16 protein-coding genes are annotated in these 20285 nt (G+C 67.1%); 10 read left to right on the top strand and 6 right to left on the bottom strand.

All coding sequences use genetic code 11. The features are described from left to right. Positions 1–58 precede the first annotated feature (58 nt). Positions 59–385: a WhiB family transcriptional regulator gene (locus HMPREF3167_RS01195; protein WP_082661203.1), complete on the bottom strand. Its 327-nt coding sequence runs from the start codon at positions 383–385 to the stop codon at positions 59–61. 159 nt (positions 386–544) lie between these two features. Here HMPREF3167_RS01195 and guaB point away from each other — a divergent pair, with 159 nt between their 5' ends. Next, positions 545–2047, top strand: coding sequence for an IMP dehydrogenase (gene guaB, locus HMPREF3167_RS01190; protein WP_062613870.1), 1503 nt, complete (start codon positions 545–547; stop codon positions 2045–2047). Positions 2048–2158: 111 nt separating this feature from the next. On the opposite strand, the gene HMPREF3167_RS01185 is transcribed toward guaB, so the two are convergent. Continuing rightward, the gene (locus HMPREF3167_RS01185) at positions 2159–2842 is read right to left on the bottom strand and encodes an exonuclease domain-containing protein (protein WP_070445019.1); all 684 of its coding nucleotides are present in this window, start codon (positions 2840–2842) and stop codon (positions 2159–2161) included. Positions 2843–2958: 116 nt separating this feature from the next. Here HMPREF3167_RS01185 and HMPREF3167_RS01180 point away from each other — a divergent pair, with 116 nt between their 5' ends. From HMPREF3167_RS01180 to HMPREF3167_RS01160, 5 genes are all read left to right on the top strand, one after another. Continuing rightward, on the top strand, positions 2959–4074 hold the full coding sequence (locus tag HMPREF3167_RS01180) for a GuaB3 family IMP dehydrogenase-related protein (RefSeq protein WP_068538503.1): 1116 nt from the start codon (positions 2959–2961) through the stop codon (positions 4072–4074). A 91-nt stretch (positions 4075–4165) separates the two neighbouring features. Then, entirely contained in the window at positions 4166–5548 is a 1383-nt protein-coding gene (locus HMPREF3167_RS01175; RefSeq protein WP_070445016.1) for a class II fumarate hydratase, read from the top strand. Between the two features lie 162 nt (positions 5549–5710). Continuing rightward, positions 5711–6244 carry a PadR family transcriptional regulator gene (locus tag HMPREF3167_RS01170; protein WP_070445013.1) on the top strand — a complete coding sequence of 178 codons (534 nt, stop codon included), beginning with the start codon at positions 5711–5713 and terminating at the stop codon, positions 6242–6244. Next, complete coding sequence (locus HMPREF3167_RS01165) at positions 6229–6900, top strand: ABC transporter ATP-binding protein (RefSeq protein WP_070445010.1); 672 nt, start codon at positions 6229–6231, stop codon at positions 6898–6900. The genes HMPREF3167_RS01170 and HMPREF3167_RS01165 overlap by 16 nt, the downstream gene beginning before the upstream one ends. After that, positions 6897–9065, top strand: a complete 2169-nt coding sequence (locus tag HMPREF3167_RS01160) for an FtsX-like permease family protein (RefSeq protein ID WP_070445007.1) — start codon at positions 6897–6899, stop codon at positions 9063–9065. Before HMPREF3167_RS01165 ends, HMPREF3167_RS01160 begins: the two co-directional genes overlap by 4 nt. Positions 9066–9145: 80 nt before the next feature. On the opposite strand, the gene HMPREF3167_RS01155 is transcribed toward HMPREF3167_RS01160, so the two are convergent. From HMPREF3167_RS01155 to pta, 4 genes are all read right to left on the bottom strand, one after another. Next, on the bottom strand, positions 9146–10045 hold the full coding sequence (locus HMPREF3167_RS01155; RefSeq protein ID WP_082661204.1) for a polysaccharide deacetylase family protein: 900 nt from the start codon (positions 10043–10045) through the stop codon (positions 9146–9148). 71 nt (positions 10046–10116) lie between these two features. Further along, a complete protein-coding gene (locus tag HMPREF3167_RS01150; protein WP_070445004.1) occupies positions 10117–10545 on the bottom strand; it encodes a GNAT family N-acetyltransferase in 429 nt (142 codons plus the stop codon). 80 nt (positions 10546–10625) lie between these two features. Beyond that, the gene (locus tag HMPREF3167_RS01145; RefSeq protein ID WP_068538500.1) at positions 10626–11798 is read right to left on the bottom strand and encodes an acetate/propionate family kinase; all 1173 of its coding nucleotides are present in this window, start codon (positions 11796–11798) and stop codon (positions 10626–10628) included. 14 nt (positions 11799–11812) lie between these two features. After that, positions 11813–13459 (bottom strand): phosphate acetyltransferase, encoded by a 1647-nt coding sequence (gene pta, locus HMPREF3167_RS01140; RefSeq protein ID WP_246825726.1) that lies wholly within the window; start codon positions 13457–13459, stop codon positions 11813–11815. A 176-nt stretch (positions 13460–13635) separates the two neighbouring features. Here pta and HMPREF3167_RS01135 point away from each other — a divergent pair, with 176 nt between their 5' ends. The 4 genes from HMPREF3167_RS01135 (at position 13636) to HMPREF3167_RS01120 (ending at position 20113) form a co-directional block, all read left to right on the top strand. Then, positions 13636–14640, top strand: coding sequence for a pseudouridine synthase (locus HMPREF3167_RS01135; RefSeq protein ID WP_070444998.1), 1005 nt, complete (start codon positions 13636–13638; stop codon positions 14638–14640). Positions 14641–14649: 9 nt separating this feature from the next. Then, positions 14650–16212: a glutamine-hydrolyzing GMP synthase gene (guaA, locus tag HMPREF3167_RS01130; protein WP_062613882.1), complete on the top strand. Its 1563-nt coding sequence runs from the start codon at positions 14650–14652 to the stop codon at positions 16210–16212. Positions 16213–16382: 170 nt separating this feature from the next. Next, positions 16383–16673 carry a hypothetical protein gene (locus HMPREF3167_RS01125; protein WP_070444995.1) on the top strand — a complete coding sequence of 97 codons (291 nt, stop codon included), beginning with the start codon at positions 16383–16385 and terminating at the stop codon, positions 16671–16673. A gap of 128 nt (positions 16674–16801) precedes the next feature. Continuing rightward, the gene (locus HMPREF3167_RS01120) at positions 16802–20113 is read left to right on the top strand and encodes a family 20 glycosylhydrolase (protein WP_070444992.1); all 3312 of its coding nucleotides are present in this window, start codon (positions 16802–16804) and stop codon (positions 20111–20113) included. The last annotated feature ends 172 nt before the right edge of the window (positions 20114–20285 follow it).

Here is a 20285-nt window from a genome sequence, read left to right as displayed (position 1 = left end):
CATATGGGGAGATCGCCCCGAAAACGTCCAGTGAATTGAAACCGGTTGCCGTGCCTGGCTAGGAAGCGCGGCTGCGGCGGCGCTGACGCGACAGGCGGTTGCGCTCTTCTTCCGACAGGCCACCCCACACCCCGTAGGGCTCGTTGTGGGAGAGGGCGTACTCGCGGCACTCGTCGAGAACGGGACAGGTTTGGCAGATTCGCTTCGCTCGTTCGATGCGGCGCCGGCGCGGACCGCCGCGCTCACCTTCGGGATGGAAGAAGAACTCCGGATCCATCGTGTTGCACGATCCCAGTGCCTGCCAGTCCCAATAGTCGACCAGTGCGCCCTGCACATCCTTGATGCGAGCTACCACGTTCACTTCCTTCGAGTCGCTCAGCGCCATATCTCGGCGTCGTGAGAATCCACTAACGACAGTACCCTACACGCCCATTTTTTGGAATAGTCCAAGTTCAGCGCTGAGAAAATGTCTGGACATCGGATCGTGGTGAACGCGGCATGAGATCGGGTGTAGTTGTGCTGGCCAGCCGCATATGATGGAAAGGTGACTAATGATCCTTTCGCACTTGTTGGTTTAACCTACGATGATGTCCTCCTCCTGCCGAATGCCACGGATGTGGTGCCGTCCGAGGTTGACACCACGTCACGATTGACTCGCAACATTTCCGTGCGCGTCCCGCTGCTGAGCGCGGCGATGGATACTGTGACGGAGGCGGGCATGGCGATCGCGATGGCGCGCCAGGGCGGTATTGGTATCCTGCACCGCAACCTCTCGATCCCTGACCAGGCGCAGCAGGTGCGCGTGGTCAAGCGCTCGGAGTCGGGCATGATTTCTGACCCGGTGACGATCGGCCCGGACGCCACGATTGACGAGCTGGACGCGCTGTGCGGCCAGTACAAGATTTCGGGCCTGCCTGTGGTGGACGAGGGCAACACGCTGCTCGGTATCATCACCAACCGCGACCTGCGGTTCATCCCGCAGGAACAGTGGGCTACGATGCGGGTGTCCGAGGCGATGACGCCGATGCCGCTGGTCACCGGCCGTGAGGGGATCGTGCGTGAGGAGGCTGCCCGCCTTCTGCGCGAGAACAAGATTGAGAAGCTTCCCCTGATCGACGACGACGGCCGTCTCACCGGCCTCATCACGGTCAAGGACTTCACCAAGTCGGAGAAGTACCCGCACGCAACGAAGGACGAGCACGGCCGGTTGCGCGTGGGCGCAGCCGTTGGCTACTGGGGAGATGCCTGGGAGCGCGCCGAGGCGCTGGCCGAGGCGGGCGTGGACGTGCTGGTGGTGGATACCGCGAATGGTGAGGCCAAGCTGGCGCTCGACATGATCCGTAGGATCAAGGCCGACTCGCGCTTCGACGGCGTGGACGTGATCGGCGGCAACGTGGCCACCACGGAGGGTGCCCAGGCGCTTATCGACGCCGGAGTGGACGCGGTCAAGGTGGGCGTGGGCCCGGGCTCGATCTGCACCACCCGCGTGGTCGCCGGCATTGGCGTGCCGCAGGTGACCGCGATTCACCTGGCCTCCCTGGCGTGCGGCCCGGCGAACGTGCCGCTCATCGCCGACGGCGGCCTGCAGTACTCGGGTGACATCGGCAAGGCGCTCGCGGCCGGCGCCTCCACAGTGATGCTTGGCTCGTTGTTGGCGGGTTGCGAGGAATCTCCGGGCGAGCTTGTGTTCGTCAACGGCAAGCAGTACAAGTCCTACCGTGGTATGGGCTCGCTCGGCGCGATGAGTTCGCGCGGGCGCGTGTCCTACTCGAAGGACCGCTACTTCCAGGCCGACGTGTCCTCGGATGACAAGATCGTGCCCGAGGGCATCGAGGGCCAGGTGCCGTTCCGTGGTCCGCTCGGCTCGGTCATCTACCAGCTGGTGGGCGGCCTGCATCAGACCATGTTCTACACGGGCGCGCGCACGATTCAGGAGCTGAAGGACAAGGGCCGCTTTGTGCGGATCACCGCAGCTGGCCTGCGTGAATCGCACCCGCACGACATCCAGATGACGGCCGAGGCGCCGAACTACAGCTCGCACAACTAGACGCGACACTCGGGGCTCACCCCGAGGTGCCCAGGGCGGCGGCCGGTCGGCCGCCGCCCTCGCGCATTCCCGGGTGCCGGCCAGCTTCGGGCGGCACGGCCGGCGGGGGGCTTACCTGGCGATCGGCCAGCCGCGCGGCTCCGAGCTCGCGTTCGGTTTGTTGCGCGTGATGAAGTCCATGAATTCGTTGTAGGCCTTGCGCTGGTCGTTGATCACCACGTCGATCGGGGCCTCGGCCATGGCCGGGTACTTCTCCAGAATCCGATCGAGCACCCGCAGTGTCATGAGGACGTCCCCTTCGGCGTCGTGGAACGTTTCGGGCGCCACCCCGTAGTGCGCCGCGAGGTTTTCCAGGCGGCGCTTGCCCTTGCGGTAGCGGTCCACGTGCCGATCGAGGAAGTACGGGTCGATCACCGGGTAGACCTCGCCGCCCAGTCGATCGGCGAGCGTGGGCAGGCCGTGGCGGGCGAGCTCGGATTCGAGCAGCGTGATGTCATACGAGGCGTTGTAGGCCACCACAGGGTTGCCGCCGGCCATGTGCCGGGCCAGCATGTCCGCGACCTCGGCCAGCACCTCTACAGCCGGGCGCCCCTCGGCCCGCGCGCGTTCGGTGGTGATGCCGTGGACGGCGGCGGCCGCCTCGGGGATCGGCACGCACGGATCGGCGAGCCACGTGTAGCGTTCTTCGCGCCCGCCATCTTGGATGACGATCGCGGCGGTGACCAAGCGGTCATTGAACACGTCAATGCCCGTGGTTTCCGTATCAAAACCCGCGCGGGGGAGGGTGGTCCACATATCAGCTCCTTGTGTTTTCCCCCAGTCTAAATGGCGTCTCCGACACTTTTCGAAAGCGTCGTGCTCCCCGCCGCGCCCCACCCAGCGGTGGTGGCGCGATGGGCTAATCTAGAGGGGTGAGTGAAACGGAAATTGGGCGCGGCAAGCGCGCACGTGTTGGCTATTCTTTTGACGACATCTCGATCGTCCCCTCGCGCCGCACCCGCGACGCCGCCGACGTCTCGATCACCTGGCAGCTGGACGCGGCTCTGCTCGAGATCCCCATCATGGCAGCCCCGATGGATTCGGTGACCTCTCCGGCTACGGCGATCCGCATCGGCGAGCTGGGCGGAGTCGGCGTGCTGGACCTCGAGGGTATTTGGACTCGGTATGAGGACCCGGAGCCGATCCTCGAGCGGATCGCAAACGAACCGGAGGAAACGGCCACGGCCCTCCTGCAGGAGGTTTACCGTGAGCCGATCAAGGACGAGCTGATCGTGGAGCGCCTGGCCGAGATCCGCAATGCCGGCCAGATCGTGGCCGGCGCCCTGTCCCCGCAGCGCACCCAGGAATACTGGCGCACGGTGGCCGGCGCGGGCGTGGACTTGTTCGTCATCCGTGGCACCACCGTCTCCGCCGAGCACGTCTCCTCCAACCGTGAGCCGCTCAATCTCAAGCGCTTCATCTACGAACTTGACGTGCCCGTGATTGTGGGCGGCGCGGCGTCCTACACCGCGGCCCTTCATCTCATGCGCACCGGTGCCGCCGGCGTCCTCGCCGGCTTCGGCGGCGGGGCCACCACCGCCAACCGCCGCACCGTGGGAGTGGCGGTTCCGATGGCCACCACGGTCGCGGACGTGGCAGCCGCGCGTCGTGAATACATGGACGAAACCGGCGGGCGCTACGTCCACGTCATCGCCGACGGGCAGATCTCCACGTCGGGCGACCTAGTCAAGGCGATCGCGTGCGGCGCCGACGGCGTCATGCTTGGCACCGCCCTCGCTCGCGCCACCGAGGCACCCGGCCGCGGATACCACTGGGGTGCGGAGGTCTATCACCGCTCGCTCCCGCGCGGGGAGCGGGTCCATGTGGGCACGCGCGCGCCGCTGGAGAAGATTATCGGCGGGCCGTCGTCGTCGGCGGATGGCCTGACTAACTTCACCGGGGCGCTGCGCCACGCGATGGCGATGACCGGCTACCTTGACCTGAAGGAGTTCCAGCGCGTGCAGATCTCCGTGGGGCAGATTTCCTAAGGATACCCTAAGCTAGGAGCGCAAGGCCGTGGCTGACCCCCGGAAATCGTGGGAAAATGGCCGCGTCCACTTGAGTTGCGAAGGAGTGACCATGAAGTACCGCATTGAGCACGACACGATGGGCGAAGTGAAGGTTCCCGCTGACGCCCTCTACCGTGCCCAGACTCAAAGGGCCGTTGAGAACTTTCCGATCTCGGGCAAGACCCTCACGCCCCCGCACATCCACGCCCTGGCCCAGATCAAGCGCGCCGCCGCGATCGCCAACAACGAGCTCGGCGTGCTGGACGACGCGCGCAAGAACGCCATCGTCAAGGCTACCGACGCCGTGATCGCCGGCGAGCACGATGACCAGTTCCCGATCGATGTCTTCCAGACCGGCTCGGGCACCAGCTCCAACATGAACACCAACGAGGTGCTCTCCACCCTCGCCTCGAGCGACGAGCTGGACGTCCACCCGAACGACCACGTCAACGCTTCGCAGTCCTCCAACGACGTCTTCCCGTCCTCGATCCACATCGCGGCGCTGGCGGCGCTCCGCCACGGCCTGCTACCCAAGCTCGCCATCCTCGCCGAGTCGCTCGAGGCGAAGGCGGAGGAGTGGAAGGGTGTGGTCAAGTCCGGGCGCACCCACCTCATGGATGCCACCCCGATCACGCTCGGCCAGGAGTTTTCCGGCTACGCCCAGCAGGTGCGCTACGGCATTGCGCGCGTTGAGGCCACGGAGGAGCGCCTGGCGGAGCTACCGCTCGGCGGCACGGCCGTGGGCACCGGCATCAACACGCCGGCCGGCTTCTCCGCCCGCGTCATCGAGCTGATCGCTGAGCACATGGACCTGCCCTTCGTGGAGGCCGCCAATCACTTCGAGGCGCAGGCCGCGCAGGATTCCCTGGTAGAGACCTCGGGCGCTCTGCGCACGGTCGCCATTTCGCTGGTCAAGATCGCCAACGACCTGCGCTGGATGGGCTCCGGCCCGCGCGCCGGCATCGGCGAGATCCACCTGCCCGACCTCCAGCCGGGCTCGTCGATCATGCCGGGCAAGGTCAATCCTGTGGTCCCGGAGGCCACGGTCCAGGTTGCCGCACAGGTCATTGGTAACGACGCCGCCATCGCGTTCGCCGGCGCCCAGGGAAATTTCGACCTGCTCGTTATGCTGCCGGTTATGGCCCAGAACCTGCTTGAGTCGATCAACATCCTGGGTAATGTGGCCGAGGTGCTGGCCAAGCGCACGGTGGACGGGCTCGTGGCCAACGAGGCGCGATGCCTGGAGCTGGCCGAGTCTTCGCCGTCGATCGTCACCCCGCTCAACCGTCACATTGGGTACGAGAATGCGGCGAAGATTGCCAAGCACTCGGTCAAGGAAAACATCACGGTCAAGCAGGCCGCGATCGACCTCGGCTTCGTCGAGCGTGGCGAGATCGATGCGGAGACGCTGAACGCGGCCCTCGACGTCTCGACCATGGTGGGCGAGCGCTAGTATTCCAGCTGCCGGGCCGCCCGCGCGTCGCCGGGAAGCTAGCCCGACGACGCCGGCTGCCCGTCTCCCGGGTCATCCCTGGGTCTGAGCCCCCTCTATTCGCTGGGTGAATAGAGGGGGTACTCTTTTAGACATACTAGTCACTGAGTGAATAGAGGGGATATGAGCACCCAGTTCGCGCTCCTCGGCCTTATCTCCACGGAGCCCACCTACGGCTACGAGCTCAAGAAGCTCTATGATTGCCTGTTCGGCGGTGACAAGCCGATCCTGCCGGGCCAGCTCTACGCCGTGCTCGGCCGCCTGGCCCGCGACGCCGCGATCGAGAAGGTGGCGGACACGGGCGCCTCCGCCGGCCCTGAGCGCACGCGCTACGCGGTCACCGATCTCGGCAACGAGCGCCTACTCGCCTGGCTCGATCAGCCCGAGCCGCCCGCGCCCACCCTCCAGGCCACCCTCTACATGAAGGTGGTGCTTGCCCTCATGATTCACGGCGACGCCGCCCCCTTCCTTCGCGCCCAAAAGTCAGCGCACATCGCCCGGATGCGCGAGCTCATCGCCCGGCGTCGTGAAGCAAACCTGGCCGAGCGCATCTTGCTTGACAACGCGATCTTCCACATCGAAGCCGACATCCGCTGGATGGACATGACCGCCAGCCGCCTGACCAACCTGAAGGAGGAACTATGGTCCGCGATGTGATCCTCGAGGCCCGCGGGCTCACGAAGAGCTTCGGGCCCACCCACGCCATGCGGGGGATCGACCTCGACGTGTTGCGCGGGGAGGTGCTGGCCATCATGGGCCCGTCCGGCTCGGGCAAGTCCACGCTCTTGCACACGCTCGCCGCGATCGAGGCCCCCGACCAGGGCACGGTCACCCTCAACGGCGCCCGGATTGACTCCCTGCCCGACGCCGAGCGCACGATCTTGCGCCGCACAAAGTTCGGCTTCGTATTCCAGTTCGGCCAGCTCGTGCCCGAGCTGTCGGCCCTGGAGAACGTCATGGTCCCGCTCATGTTGGGCGGGGTGCGCAAGAACGACGCCGAACGGCGAGCTCGCGAGTGGCTGGCGCGCGTGGGGCTGTCCGATCGGGCGGACGCCCTGCCCGGCCAGCTCTCGGGCGGCGAGGCCCAGCGCGTGGCGATCGCCCGGGCCCTCATCATCACGCCCGAGGTGCTGTTCGCCGACGAGCCGACCGGCGCCCTCGACTCCTTCGCCTCCGAGCAGGTGATGGAGATGATCGTCAGCCTCGCCCGCGCCGAGGGTCTGACCGTGGTTATGGTCACCCACGAGCCGATGATCGCCGCCTACGCCGACCGTGAGGTCGTGGTGCGGGACGGCCGGATCGAGGGGCAATGAAACTCGCAGCCCAGCTTTTCAAGGCCAGCGCCGCCCGCAGCCGCGGCCGCCTCGCTCTGCTCACTTGGGCGGTCGCCTTCGGTGTACTCATCCTCTTCCTCTTCTCCGCCTACCACCACGCGCTCTTCGACCGCTCGTATACTGTCTGGCGCCAGGGATACGACCAGGCGCGGTCGGCGTTCTGGTACGACCAGGAGCTTGCCCCCGGCGACGGCGACCCCCTGTGGATGCAGCTGCGCCTCGACTCCGCCTACGCGCTCGGCGACCACGCCACCTCTGTCATGCAAGTCGCCACCGACACCGGCTCGCCCGAGCTGCCCGCGGGTCTGCCGCGCTGGCCCGAGCCGGGGGAGTACTGGGTTTCGCCCGCTGTCTCGGATATCATGGAGACCAGCGCCTACGATGTCGGGATGCGCTTTGGTACCACGAAGCTCGGGGTTCTTCCAGAGTCGATGGTGGCCGGGCCTGACGAGCAGCTGGTCATCATGGGAGTGGACAAGGCCGACATCCCCGACTCTGTGGCCGTCTACCGCTTCAACGAGCCGTTGGTGGACCTCGAGTTTCAGGTGATCGGCGCCGTCGTCTACCTCGGGGTGGCCATCGTGCTCTTCCCCGTCCTCATCCTCATCTCGATCGCGGCAAAACTCGGCAGCGTGCAGCGCGAGCAGCGCTATGCCGCGTTGCGCCTGGTGGGCGCCACGAACAAGCAGATCCTCATGATCGTCACCTTCGAGTCACTCGTGGCGGCCGCGGGCGGCCTGGTGATCGGCGCGGCTGCCTACTTTGCCGCACGCCCGGCCCTGTTTGAACTCACGCTCGGCGGTGGGCGGCAGTGGCCCTCACGCATCGACGTCACCCCGCTCCACTGGGTGGCGGTGGCGCTTGCCACGATCGCGCTCATCTTCCTCTCCAACGCCTGGGGCATGCGCGGGCTACGCCTATCGCCGCTGGGCGTGGCCCGGCGCCAGAAGCGCGAAGCGCGCCCCGGCGCCCTGCGCCTCCTGCCGCTCGCAGCCGGCATCGGCGCGTTCGTCCACATTTACGCAACCGTGGACGAAAATCAGGGCAACGGCAACACGGTCTATCAGCTCATGGCGGCCGTGATCGCCACGATGATCGGCCTGGTGCTGGCCGGGCCGTGGTTCACCTACGCACTTGGCGGGCTGGTCCGCCGCCTCACCAGCTCCGCCGACCTCTTCATCGGCTCCTCCTACGTGCGTGCCCACGCCAGCCGCGTGTCGCGCTCGGTGGTCGGTGTGGTGCTCGCCCTGTTTGCGGGCAGCTTCTTCCTCACCGCCGTCTCCGACGTGCCCGAGGATCTCTTCGACCAGCGCTCCGACGGCTTCGCCCCCGGCGTGGTGCGCGTGGACGGCATGAACACGGCGGAGGTGGCCCAAATCCGTTTTTCCCCCTGGGCGAGCGAGGTACATGACTACCCCCAGCTCGCGGGCGCCTACATGGTCATGCCCTGCGCCGACGCCGCCCGGTTCGTTGACGACGTGGCGTGCGACGACGGCGTCGTGGCCATCAACCCCTACGCGTCCGGCGCCCAGGCCGACTACTACGGGGTCGACGTGGCCGAAGTGGCCCGGGAGCTCGAGGCGAACGCGGGCGCCTACATCGAGTACGATGGCGGCCAGCCCGTCACGTCCGTGGTGGCGCTCGTGAAGCTGCGCGAGGCGGGCGACATCGAGGCGCTACGCAACGTGGTGGCCGGCCGGGCCCAGGACATCTTCATCGAGTCGGCCACGAAGAGCCCCGACACGACAGTCCGCTTCTTTACGCAACTGACCTATGCCGGCATCGCGGTCACGCTGGTCGTGTCAGTCATCTCGCTCGTCGTCTCCACCTACTCCGGCCTGCTCGAACGACGCCGATCGCTGCTCAGCCTGCGCCTGTGCGGGATGACCCTGCGCCAGCTGGGCGCCATGGTTCTGGTGGAGTCCTTCGTACCGCTGGTGGTCATGTCCACGATCGCCACCGCCGCGGGCATCGGCGCCGGCTTCGTGCTCATGCACGCCGTGTCCTACACGCTCGACGCGCGCTTCACCGGTACATATGTGGCGGCGCTCATCGGGGCGCTCATCGCGGCCGGCCTCGCTATCGTCGCGATCCTGCCCTCGATGAAGAAGATGACACGGCTCGCGGTCAACCGCACCGAATAAGAAGCGCCGAGCAGACGCGGACTGTGGACGCGGGCCGCGCGGGCGGCGTCGTGACAAGGCGTCGCCCGCGCAGGGCCGGGCTAGTGGGCCTTGACTTGGTTTTGGGAGTAGATCGTCCTGCCCGTGCCGAAGGAATCGCCGAGCAGCTCGGGGACAGTGACCAGCACGTAGCCCTGCGCCTCGAGCTTGGTGATGATGTCGGGCACGGCGGCCACCGACGTGGGGTGGATGTCGTGCATGAGGATGATCGCACCGGGGTGAGCTGCGGTGACGGCCTCGTTGATGACGGAGGGGGTGGAGAGCGACTCCCAGTCGCGCGTGTCGACCGACCACAGGACCTCGGCCAGCCCGAGCGAGTCGGCCACGGCATCCACGGTGGCATTCCGGGCTCCGTAGGGCGGGCGGATCATGTCGGTGTGAACGCCGATGGCCGTCAGCGCGTCGATGGGGGAGGCCATCTCCGCCCGCATCGCGCCCTCGGCGAGCTTGGGCAGGACGGGGTGGCTCCACGTGTGGGTGCCGATCGCGTGGCCCTCGGCGGCGGCGCGCTGTACGGTGGCCGCCCCGCCCTCGACCTTGTAACCCACCAGGAAGAACGTGGCAGGCACGCCCCTGTCCTTAAGCGTATCCAGCAGCTGATCGGTGTACGGGCCGGGACCGTCGTCAAAGGTCAGCGCCGCACACCGGGCCTGCGAACAGTCCACCCGCCCGTCTTCCAGCTTGGGCGCGGCGGCGCGGTTCGCATTCGGCCCGGGAGCAAGCGGGAGCCCGCCGGGTCCGACGCCGGGCCTCGCCGTGCCGCGCGGTCCCCACGTGTTCGGCGGGGCGAACTCCGGATCGTTGTCGATCTCATACCCGGACGTGGGCGCCTTGGAAAAATCGAGCGGCTGCGCGGCGGACGGCTCGGGAGGTACAGAGGAGGTACATCCAGTCAGCGCGAGCGCGAGCGCGAGAGCCAAACTGCTACGAAAAAACCTCATGCCTCTAGCCTATTCCCCCGAAAGCTCGCCGATGCCCACCCGCAGGGGGAGGCGGGTGGGCACTAAAACCGTTACTTCCCGCCGTAACGATACACGTTGGTCTTGCGCGCTTCGAATCCGCACCGACGGTACAGACGGTTGGCGGCCTCGCGCGACGGGCGGGACGTCAGATCCACGCTCTTCGCACCGCGCGTCGTTGCAAGGTCGCACGCTGCCTCCACGAGTGCCCGACCAGCGCCCTTCCCGCGCGCCGCGTCGTCAACCACCACGTCCTCAATCCACGCCCGCGTGCCCGTGGGGATGGTGAACGTCACCAGGGTAAGCATGCCGAGGATTTCGCCCTCGTCCTTGAACAGCAACAGGTCGATGCACGACTGGGCGAGCAGCTGGTCGATCTGCTCGATGTCCATCGGCGCCGCGGTGGAGGAAAGCTGGGGGATGAGGCGAGCGAACGCGGCCTCGAGCTGCGGGGTTGCTGACGTGGCAAGTTCAATAGACATGAGGTCCTCTTCCTAGACAATTGCTTTCGCGGGGCGATACCGGCCGTGTCCGGCGACGTCGCCCCGCGAAAGGTAACAGATTAAATGATCTCCATGCACTGGCGTGCGATGGCGAGCTCCTCGTTGGTGGGAACCACGCAGATGGTCACCGCCGAGTCCTGCGTGGAGATCACGCGGGCCTCCTTCGAGCGCACCGCGTTCTTTTCCAGGTCGAGCTTGACGCCGAACGGCGTCAGGCGCGCGCATACCTCAGCACGCAGGTCGGCGTCGTTCTCACCAGCGCCGGCGGTGAACGTGATCGCGTCCAGCCCGCCCATGACGGCGGTGTAGGCGCCGACGTAGTGCAGCAGGCGGTGGACGTAGACCTCGAGGGCCTCCGTTGCGTGCGGGTCGCCCGCCGCGGCAAGCGCGCGCACCTGGCGCATGTCGTTGTCGCCCGCCAGGCCCTTGAGGCCGGACTGCTTGTTGAACAGGGTGTCGATCTCGTCGGTGCTCATCCCGGCCTCGCGCGAAAGGTGGAAGACGGCCGCCGGGTCGATGTCGCCCGTGCGGGTGCCCATGACCAGGCCCTCGAGAGGGGTCAGGCCCATCGACGTGTCCACTGCCTTTCCTGCCACTACCGCCGACGCCGAGGCGCCATTTCCGAGGTGGAGCACGATCTGCTTGAGGTCATCGCGGCCGAGCAGCTCGCTCACCGCGCCGGAAACAAACTGGTGGGAGGTGCCGTGCGCGCCGTAGCGGCGGATCTGGTACTTCTCGGCCACGTCACGGTTGAGGGCGTAGGTGGCGGACTCGTTCGGCAGGGACTGGAAGAACGCGGTGTCAAACACGGCAATGTTCGGCACGTCGAACATCTCGCGCGCCACCTTGATGCCCTTGAGGTGGGCGGGGTTGTGGAGCGGGCCGAGCGGGATGAGATTCTCAATGATCTGCTCCACCTCGTCGGTGATGAGCACGGCCTTGTCGAAGTACTTTCCGCCCTGAACCACGCGGTGGCCGATGGCGCGGATCCCGGCGTCGGCGAGCGCCGGCCCGTGGGTGTTAAACATGTCGATCACCAGCGACAGGCCCACGGCGTGATCCTCAATCGGCTGGTCGAGCTCGAAGGTCTGCCCCTCGACCTCGTGCTCGAGGTGGGAGGTGGATTCGCCGATGCGCTCCACGAGGCCCTTGGCCAGCGTCGTGCCCGAATCGGGCTCGATGAGCTGGTACTTGATCGACGACGATCCAGAGTTGATGACGAGTACTGTCACGGATTCTCCTTTGATTAGTTCTGGGCCTGGATAGCGGTGATGGCAACCGTGTTGACGATGTCTTCCACGAGCGCGCCACGCGAGAGGTCATTGACGGGCTTGTTCAGGCCCTGCAGGACCGGGCCCACGGCCACGGCGCCCGAGGAACGCTGGACCGCTTTGTAGCCGATGTTGCCGGCGTTGAGGTTCGGGAAGACGAACACGGTGGCCTGGCCGGCCACGGGCGAGCCGGGCAGCTTGGTGGCGGCGACCTTGGCATCGACGGCGGCGTCATACTGGATCGGGCCCTCAATGAGGAGGTCGGGGCGCTGCTCCTTGGCGATGCGCGTGGCCTCTACGACGGCGTCCACGTCCGGGCCTTTGCCGGAGGTGCCGGTGGAGTAAGACAGCATCGCGACCTTGGGGTCGACGCCGAACTGCACGGCCGTCTCGGCCGACGACACGGCGATGCCTGCCAGTTGCTCGGGGGTGGGGTTGGTGGTCACGGCGCAATCGCCGTAGACGTAGACCCGGTCCTCCATGAGCATGAGGAAGCAGGAGGAGACGAGAGCCGCGCCCGGCTTGGTCTTGATGATCTGGAAGGAGGGAACGATCGTGTTGGCGGTGGTGTTGATCGCGCCGGAAACCATGCCGTCGGCATCCCCCATGTGGACCATCATGGTGCCGAAGTAGGACAGGTCCTTGATCGTCTCCACGGCCTGGTCGTAGGTGACGCCCTTCTTCTCGCGCACTCGGGCAAACTCGGCGGCGTACTTCGCGATGAGGTCGGGGTTGGCGGGGGAGACGATGTCGGCCCCATCGAGGTCGAGGCCGAGGTGGGCGGCGCGGGCCAGCACGTCCTCGCGCTCGCCGAGCAACACGATGTCGGCCACCTCGCGGCGGATCAGTTCGTCGGCCGCGCGCAGGATCCTGTCATCAGCCGACTCGGGCATAACGATGCGCTTGCGCTGGGCGCGGGCGCGGGAGATGAGGGAGGCGGTGAAGCTCAGCGGCGTGATGACGTCCGAGCCGTGCTCCATCGACGCCCGCACGATCGCCCTGTCGGTATCCGTCAGCTCCACGGCTTCGCCGTCGTAGAAGTAGACGATCGGAATGTGGGCGTATTCGGGGCTCTTCTCCTGCTCCACCCGGTGCTCGGCGGAGGTGACGGCCACGGCCGAGATCGGCGCGTTCTCGCCCTGGATCTCGCGCGAGACGAGGTGGGATAGGTTGACCACCTGCTCGGGCGTGCGCAGGGCGCCGGAGACCACCACGAACACCGAGGTGGCGAGGTTGGCGGCGGCGCGGCCCGTGCGGGCGAGCATACCCGGGTTGACCGGATCGCCATCAAGGAGGCCGAGGATGAGGACGGCGTCGAAATTCTGGGCGTAGTCGGTATAGCGCTTGACGAGGTCCGTCATAGCCGCTTCTTCGTTACGCACGTAGGCCTGGCGGGTGGTGCCCCACGCGATGTCGAGGTCTTCCTCGCGCCCCACGAGCTTGATGAGGTCAATGAACTCATCGTCGGTGTCGATCGGGCCGTTGGTGAAGGCGCGGAAGAGGCCGAGCTTGGGGTAGTCCTGGGTGAGCTGTTCGATGACCGCGCGGACGACGGGGCGGGTGCCGGAGTTGCCCTCTGCTGCGGTAAAGTAGACGCTCTTGGTCATGTCATCCTCTCTCATGATCTTGTTCCACGGCCGAGCCGTGTTCCTATCGTCCCACGTTTGGGTAGGGGATGAACAAATTTCGGCATAATTCCATATGAAGCCGTGCACGGGAAGTGCAGGACCAAAGGGCGAGACACCGGCCGGGATTCCGGCCGGATCGCAAGGGAAAGCGCAAGGGAAAAGGAGGGGCCGTGGGGCGCAGGCCACGATCGCAACGACGCTCGGCGTACCAGCGTGCCACCCGGCCCGCCCTGCGTGGCGGGATCAACGCCTCGCCCGTGGTGCTTCCCGAGCGTGAGTTTGCAACGCTCGGGGAGTGGGCGGCGGAGCGCTTCGGAGCGGAGGGCGCCGGGATCTTCGACGGGGACGCCTTCTACGACTTTTCCGTGCCGGCCTGCGCCGCCGACACGTACCGTCCCGGCACGCGCCTGTACATCTTCCGCCCCGTCCCCGACGAGCCCGAGCGCCCCATCGTCCTCGACGTGGTCCACCGCGCCGAGCGCTTCATCATCGTCGACAAGCCCCACGGCATCGCCACCATCCCGCGCGGCAGTTACGTCGCCCGGTCCGTGACCGTCGCGGCCCGGCGCCAGTTTGCCAACGACGACGTCTCCGCGGCCCATCGCCTCGACGCCGAGACCGCCGGTCTCGTCTTGCTCACGCTTGACCCGCGCTGGCGTGGCCCCTACCAGGACATGTTCGCCGCCCGCCAGGTGAGCAAGGTCTATCGTGCGGTGGCGCCATCGATCGACCTGGGCGCGCTCGCGGGCCGGGCGGGCGTCGTCGAAGCCGGGCCTGGGCACGCCGCGGCCCTGGGCGGGAGGGGCGCGGACGGCGTCGTGAACGTGGAGCTGCACCTGACCCGGGAGCCGGGGGAGATCGCGGTGCGCGTGGGGGAGGGCGTGCCAAACGCGCGCACGCTCGTCGCGAAGGAGCGGGAGCTCACGGACGGGCTGGCGCTGTACGAGCTGCGACCCGTGACGGGGCGGCTGCACCAGCTGCGTGCCACGATGAGCTACCTCGGGGTGCCGATCGCGGGCGACCCGCTCTACCCGCGCGTGATGAGCCTGGAGGAGACCGCGCGGCGGCCGTTCCCCACGCAACTGTTGGCAGCGGGGTTGGAGTTCTCCGACCCGATGGACGATGAGCCCGTGGTGGTGCGAACGCGCAGGACACTGGAGCTGTTGACGCGGTAGTCTGGTGGGGTGAGTGAACTACGCCCAGTTTTGGTTATTGATAATGGAGCGCAAAACGCGCAACTGATCGCGCGCCGCGTGCGCGACGCCGGCTATTACTCCGAGCTGGTCCCGCATTCGTGGAGCGCGCAGCGGGTGCTGGAGAAGGAGCCGGTGGCGATCATCCTGTCGGGTGGGCCGTCGTCGGTGTATGCCGAGGGCGCCCCGCAGCTCGACCCCGCAATCCTCGAGGCCGGCATCCCCGTGCTCGGCATCTGCTACGGCTTCCAGCAGATGACGCACGCGCTCGGCGGCGTGGTGGGCAGGGCCGACAAGGAGTACGGCAACGCCCCGGCGCAGATGGTGGCGGACGGCGTCGTGACCGGCCCGGCCGGCGGCATGGCGAGCGTGTGGATGAGCCACGGCGACTCGGTCACGCGGGCCCCGGAGGGCTTTACCGTGACGGCGACGACGCCGGGCGCGCAGGTGGCGGCCATGGAAAACGTGGAGCGGCGCCTGTTCGGCCTGCAGTGGCACCCCGAAGCCAAGCACTGCGAGTACGGCCAGGAGCAGATCGAAGCCTTCTTGCGCGAGGGCGCGGGGCTGGAGCCGAACTGGGACTCGTCGTCGGTGATCGAGGACCAGGTGCGCAAGATCCGCGAACAGGTGGGAGACAAGCACGCGATCTGCGCGCTGTCCGGCGGCGTGGATTCGTCGGTGGCGGCGGCGCTCGTACACAAGGCGATTGGCGACCAGCTCACGTGCGTGTTCGTGGACCACGGGCTGCTACGCAAGGGTGAGGCCGAGCAGGTGGTGCGCGACTACGCTGGATCGCTCGGCATCCGCGTGGTGGCGGTGGACGAGTCGGAGCGATTCCTCTCCGCACTCGAGGGCGTGACGGACCCGGAGACCAAACGCAAGATCATCGGCCGCGAATTCATCCGCTCCTTCGAGGCCGCCCAGCGCGCGCTGGTTGAGGAGGCGGGCGCCGAGGGCAAGGAGATCAAGTTCCTTGTGCAGGGCACGCTCTACCCGGACGTGGTGGAGTCCGGCGGCGGGGACGGCACGGCCAACATCAAGTCTCACCACAACGTGGGTGGCCTGCCGGACGACCTGGACTTTGAGCTCGTGGAGCCGCTACGCGACCTGTTCAAGGACGAGGTGCGGGCGATCGGCCTGGAGCTCGGGCTGGACGAGAAGCTCGTGTGGCGCCAACCCTTCCCCGGGCCCGGCCTGGGCATCCGCGTGGTGGGGGCCGTCAACCGCGAACGGCTCGACATCCTGCGCGAAGCGGACGCGATCGTGCGCGAGGAACTGTCCGCCGCCGGGTTCGATCGCGAGATCTGGCAGTGCCCCGTGGTGCTACTGGCGGACGTGCGCTCGGTGGGAGTGCAAGGCGACGGGCGCACCTACGGCCACCCGATCGTGCTGCGGCCCGTGTCCTCCGAGGACGCGATGAGTGCCGACTGGACCCGCATCCCCTACGACCTGCTGTCCAAGATCTCCAACCGCATCACTAACGAGGTGGATGAGATCAACCGCGTGGTGCTCGACGTGACGAGCAAGCCGCCGGGGACCATCGAGTGGGAGTAGGCGCCTGCGGGCAGGGGCCTGGTGGCCGTCGGCCCGCGGCAGGCGGCGGCGTTTTAGAATAATTTGGACGATTTCGGCGTCATCTTCGCATATGAAGAGATCGCGCTGAAATCGTCCAGATTGTTTTAATCCGGCCATGTCGTTGGAGGGCGCTTGGACCCTGGGGGAAGGTGCGTGAGTGTTGGGCCGCATTGCCCGACGGCGACCGCGAGTGGGCCCTCGCCTTTGCCCTTGACCTCGCGAAGGAATTCATCGCGGGTGCGGGCGTCACGGTAGCCATGTGGGGAGGATGCGCCGAGAATGAGCTAGCCGAACCTGTCCGGGAGTTCGAGCGCTTCTTCGCCGAGCACCGCGACCGTACCGTCCTCGCCGCGAAGAACGGCGACCTAACGCCAAAGCACATCAATGTGCGTCCGGGGTTGCCCGTGGGGTGCTGCGCCGCTCGAGCCGTTCCCGTTTGAAGGCGGACGGTAGCCCAACCGGCGGGCACCCGTACCGCCCGCGATCTGCAACTTCGCACAATTGACAGCGCTTGTATCACCTTCCTGATATCCTCGAGCTGACTATTTCAATGGCGAAATGAGGAAAAATGCGGGTTCTCGCGGCGTTAGCGGCCCTTCTCTTGACATTCGGCACCACGTCGATTGCGACGGCCGAGGTCGATGACGATCAACTGGTCAATATTGCACAGCTTGCCGACACGGTGGTGACGGCGTCGGGCTACGAGTCCGGTAGTAGCTTCACCGTGGATCGTGCGGTTGACGGCGACGACGGCACGGATTATGCGACCCGCGAGGCGAAGTGGTTCGCGCAGGACGCGTCGCGGTGGTCGGCGAATAAGAAGGAGCCGCCGGTGTGGCTCGCCTTCGACTTCGGCCAGCCGGCGGACATCCAGCAGGTCAACATCACGTGGGGTCGCCAGTTCGCCACCAAGTACAAGTTCGAGGTCTCGGCCGACGGCACCACCTGGCAGGATGTCGACGGGGTGTACGAGGGCAAGTTCCAGGACAAGGTCTCGAGCGAGCTCAACGTCACCAGCCGCTACCTGCGCATGACCACCCTCGGTCACCGTAGCGAGTGGCCCGTCAGCATCTGGGAGATCGAGGTGCTGGGCACGGTCGGCGAGTCGGAGCAACTTCCGGCGCTCGTCCCGTTGCCGGCTAGCTACGAGGCCGCGGACGCGGGAACCTTCGAGCTGACCTCCACCTCTGACATCGTGGCCGCGGCGGACATGCAGGCCGAGGCGGAGAAGGTGGCGCAGATCCTGCGCGCCTCCACGGGCTTTGACTTGCCGGTGGTCGCCGAGTCGGTAGACCCGGCCGCGGACATCATGTTTGACACCGCCGAGGGTCTGGGCGAGGAGGGCTACACGCTCAAGACGACGGCCCAGGCCGCCACGATCACAGCCTCGACCACGCACGGCGCCTTTAACGGCGGCCGCACGATGCTGCAACTGCTGGGTCCGTGGGCGCTGATGACCACCCCGATGGCCGGCCCGTGGCAGGTGCCCAGCGTGGCGATCGAGGACTCCCCGCGCTTCGCCTACCGCGGCATCATGCTCGACCCGGCACGCTCGTTCTACACGGTCGACGAGGTCAAGCAGGCCATCGACGTCATGTCGATGTACAAGTTCTCCTACCTGCACTTGCACTTGACGGACGACCAGGGCTGGCGCATCGAGATCACGAATGATGGACGCGAGGACGGCGATACCATCGATTACACCCGCCTGACGGCCGTCGGCGGCCAGACGGCGATGGGGCCGACCGACCGGAACTCGAAGCCCGGCGTGACCGGCTTCTACACGCAGAACGACCTGCGTGACATCGTGGCCTACGCGGCGGATCGGCACATCGCGATCGTGCCCGAGGTGGACATGCCCGGCCACAGCCAGGGCATCCTCCAGGCGATCCCGCAGCTGAACACGCCCGGTTCGTCGCACGACGGCACGGTGGGCGACGACGGCCAGCCGATCACCGACCCGTCCCAGTACGTGACGGCGCCGCCGCAGAACACCTCGGACGTGGGCGAGTCCTACCTCGACCCGAACTCGGAGTACACGTGGCAGTTCCTGCGCCACGTGGTGGGTCAGGTGCAAGGGATTGTTGGCGGCGAGTACTTCCACATCGGCGGCGACGAGACGCACAAGATGGACCAGGCCAACCCGGGTGCCGCGGTTGAATTCCTGCGCGAGGCCTCAGCGATGGTTCGCGAGTTCGACGTCACTCCGATCGGGTGGAACGAGTGGGCGCCGAACGGCAACGTGCCGCAGCAGGGTGACGTTATGCAGCTGTGGAACGGCGCCAAGGCGAGCTTCGCCGCGGGGCTCACCGCGTCCGGCGGCAAGGCCATTTTCTCGCACGCCTCCAACCTGTACTTCCCGCAGAAGGCCGGCCCGGGGATCTGGGGCGCGACCTGGGCGTGCGGCGGCGCGTGTGGCCTGGAGCAGTTCTACAACTACGATCCCGAGGCGGACATGGGCCTGCAGCCCGGCCAGCTTCTCGGCATCGAGGGCGCGATGTGGAACGAGCACGTGCGCTCGATCCAGGACTTCTTCTTCCCGGCGTTCCCGCGCGCAATGGCGGCGGCCGAGGTCGGGTGGACCCCGCAGAACCTGCGCACGGGCCGGATCAACAACCTGCGCACGCGGCTCGCGGACACCATGCCGGCGCTGACGGTTCAGGGCGCCGACTTCTACGCCTACGGGATCAACCACCAGCCGTTGGTGCGTGCGGTGGCCGTGCCCGACGGCGTCGTCGGCTACGGGTACTCGCCCGCGACGCCGGCCGACGGCGTGAGCGCGACCGTCACGTTCGACGGGCTTGAGCCGATGGCGCTGACGGCAACGTCGATGCGGCCGTACCTGCCGGCGAACGATGCGAACAACAACAACCGCGCGCAGGCGGGCCTGTGGGAGTTCGCCCTGCCCGACGACGCGGCGGCCGCCCTCCCCGCGGGCACGCACGGTGGCGTGATCACGATGGTCGTGGGCGGGGATACGGACAAGGCCGTGAGCGCGCAGGTGACCCTGGTGGTCGCGGAGGATCCGGAGAACCCCGGCGGTCCGGTGGATCCGGAGGAGCCGGAGAACCCCACCCCGCCGCAGTGCGAGGCGATGGCGGGGCCGGTTCGGCCGGCGCGCGCCACGAACCTGCTGGGTGAGGCCACCGGCGACCTCCTGGCGGACATGTGGTCGCTGTCCGACGACGGCGCGATCCACTTCTACGCCAGCCGCGGGGCGGGGATGGTGCACCAGGGCGTGGTGCACTGCCCGGACGTGGACCTGGCGGAGATCACCGCGATCCCGGACGTCAACGGCGATAGGCGGGCCGACCTGCTCGCCATCACCGCCGACGGCGACGCCTTCTACTACTACTCGACCGGCAACGGGTTCCTGTCGAAGGGTGCCCAGGTGGGCCACGGGTGGACGTCGATGGACAACGTGTCCTTCGCCGGCAAGCTCGGCAATTCGTCCACGAACTACGTGATCGCGCGGCAGAAGGCCACGGGCGACCTGTACCGCTACCAGATCAGCGGCGCGGGCCTGTCGAACGGCACGAAGATCGGCCACGGCTGGTCGGATATGACCGTGATCGTGGGCACGGGGCAGTTAACCGGCGATGCGAACTCGGACGTGGTGGCGATCCGTTCGGATGGCAAGATGTTCGCCTACGCCGGCACGTTCGGCGGGGCGCTGGTAAGCGCGGGCCAGATTGGCGGTGGCTGGGAGCCGTTTGTCAACGTCACGGTTCCCGGCGACAGGGACGGCAACGGTCTGAATGATCTGATCGGCGTCCGTGACGACGGCAAGCTGTTCTTCTACAAGAACACGGGCACGGGCTATTGGGGGCCAGCCACCGAGGTCGGCCACGGCTGGGGCCGCATGGTTGACCTGAGCTAGGGCGAGTGGGCGCGCGGTCGGTCGGATCGTGCACCCAGCGGGGCGTGCCACGGCGTCGTGAACGACGCCGTGGCACACTTCGCGCACAAGCCCGGGATTTGCGCAGAAATCCGCGGCGCACGGGGCGCCTGACAAGTTTGTCGGAGGGGTCAATTAAGCTGAAGTCGTTATG

Source organism: Trueperella sp. HMSC08B05 (genome assembly GCF_001808405.1).
GTDB classification, from domain to species: domain Bacteria; phylum Actinomycetota; class Actinomycetes; order Actinomycetales; family Actinomycetaceae; genus Trueperella; species Trueperella bernardiae.
This window is presented reverse-complemented; position numbering and strand designations above follow the sequence as displayed.

Excerpts from the sequence above, each read along its gene's own strand:
- HMPREF3167_RS01195 (WP_082661203.1), bottom strand. The coding sequence starts at position 385 with ATGGCGCTGAGCGACTCGAAGGAAGTGAACGTGGTAGCTCGCATCAAG.
- HMPREF3167_RS01185 (WP_070445019.1), bottom strand. The coding sequence starts at position 2,842 with ATGTGGACCACCCTCCCCCGCGCGGGTTTTGATACGGAAACCACGGGC.
- HMPREF3167_RS01175 (WP_070445016.1), top strand. The coding sequence starts at position 4,166 with ATGAAGTACCGCATTGAGCACGACACGATGGGCGAAGTGAAGGTTCCC.
- HMPREF3167_RS01170 (WP_070445013.1), top strand. The coding sequence starts at position 5,711 with ATGAGCACCCAGTTCGCGCTCCTCGGCCTTATCTCCACGGAGCCCACC.
- HMPREF3167_RS01165 (WP_070445010.1), top strand. The coding sequence starts at position 6,229 with ATGGTCCGCGATGTGATCCTCGAGGCCCGCGGGCTCACGAAGAGCTTC.
- HMPREF3167_RS01160 (WP_070445007.1), top strand. The coding sequence starts at position 6,897 with ATGAAACTCGCAGCCCAGCTTTTCAAGGCCAGCGCCGCCCGCAGCCGC.
- HMPREF3167_RS01155 (WP_082661204.1), bottom strand. The coding sequence starts at position 10,045 with ATGAGGTTTTTTCGTAGCAGTTTGGCTCTCGCGCTCGCGCTCGCGCTG.
- HMPREF3167_RS01150 (WP_070445004.1), bottom strand. The coding sequence starts at position 10,545 with ATGTCTATTGAACTTGCCACGTCAGCAACCCCGCAGCTCGAGGCCGCG.
- pta (WP_246825726.1), bottom strand. The coding sequence starts at position 13,459 with ATGAGAGAGGATGACATGACCAAGAGCGTCTACTTTACCGCAGCAGAG.
- HMPREF3167_RS01120 (WP_070444992.1), top strand. The coding sequence starts at position 16,802 with ATGCGGGTTCTCGCGGCGTTAGCGGCCCTTCTCTTGACATTCGGCACC.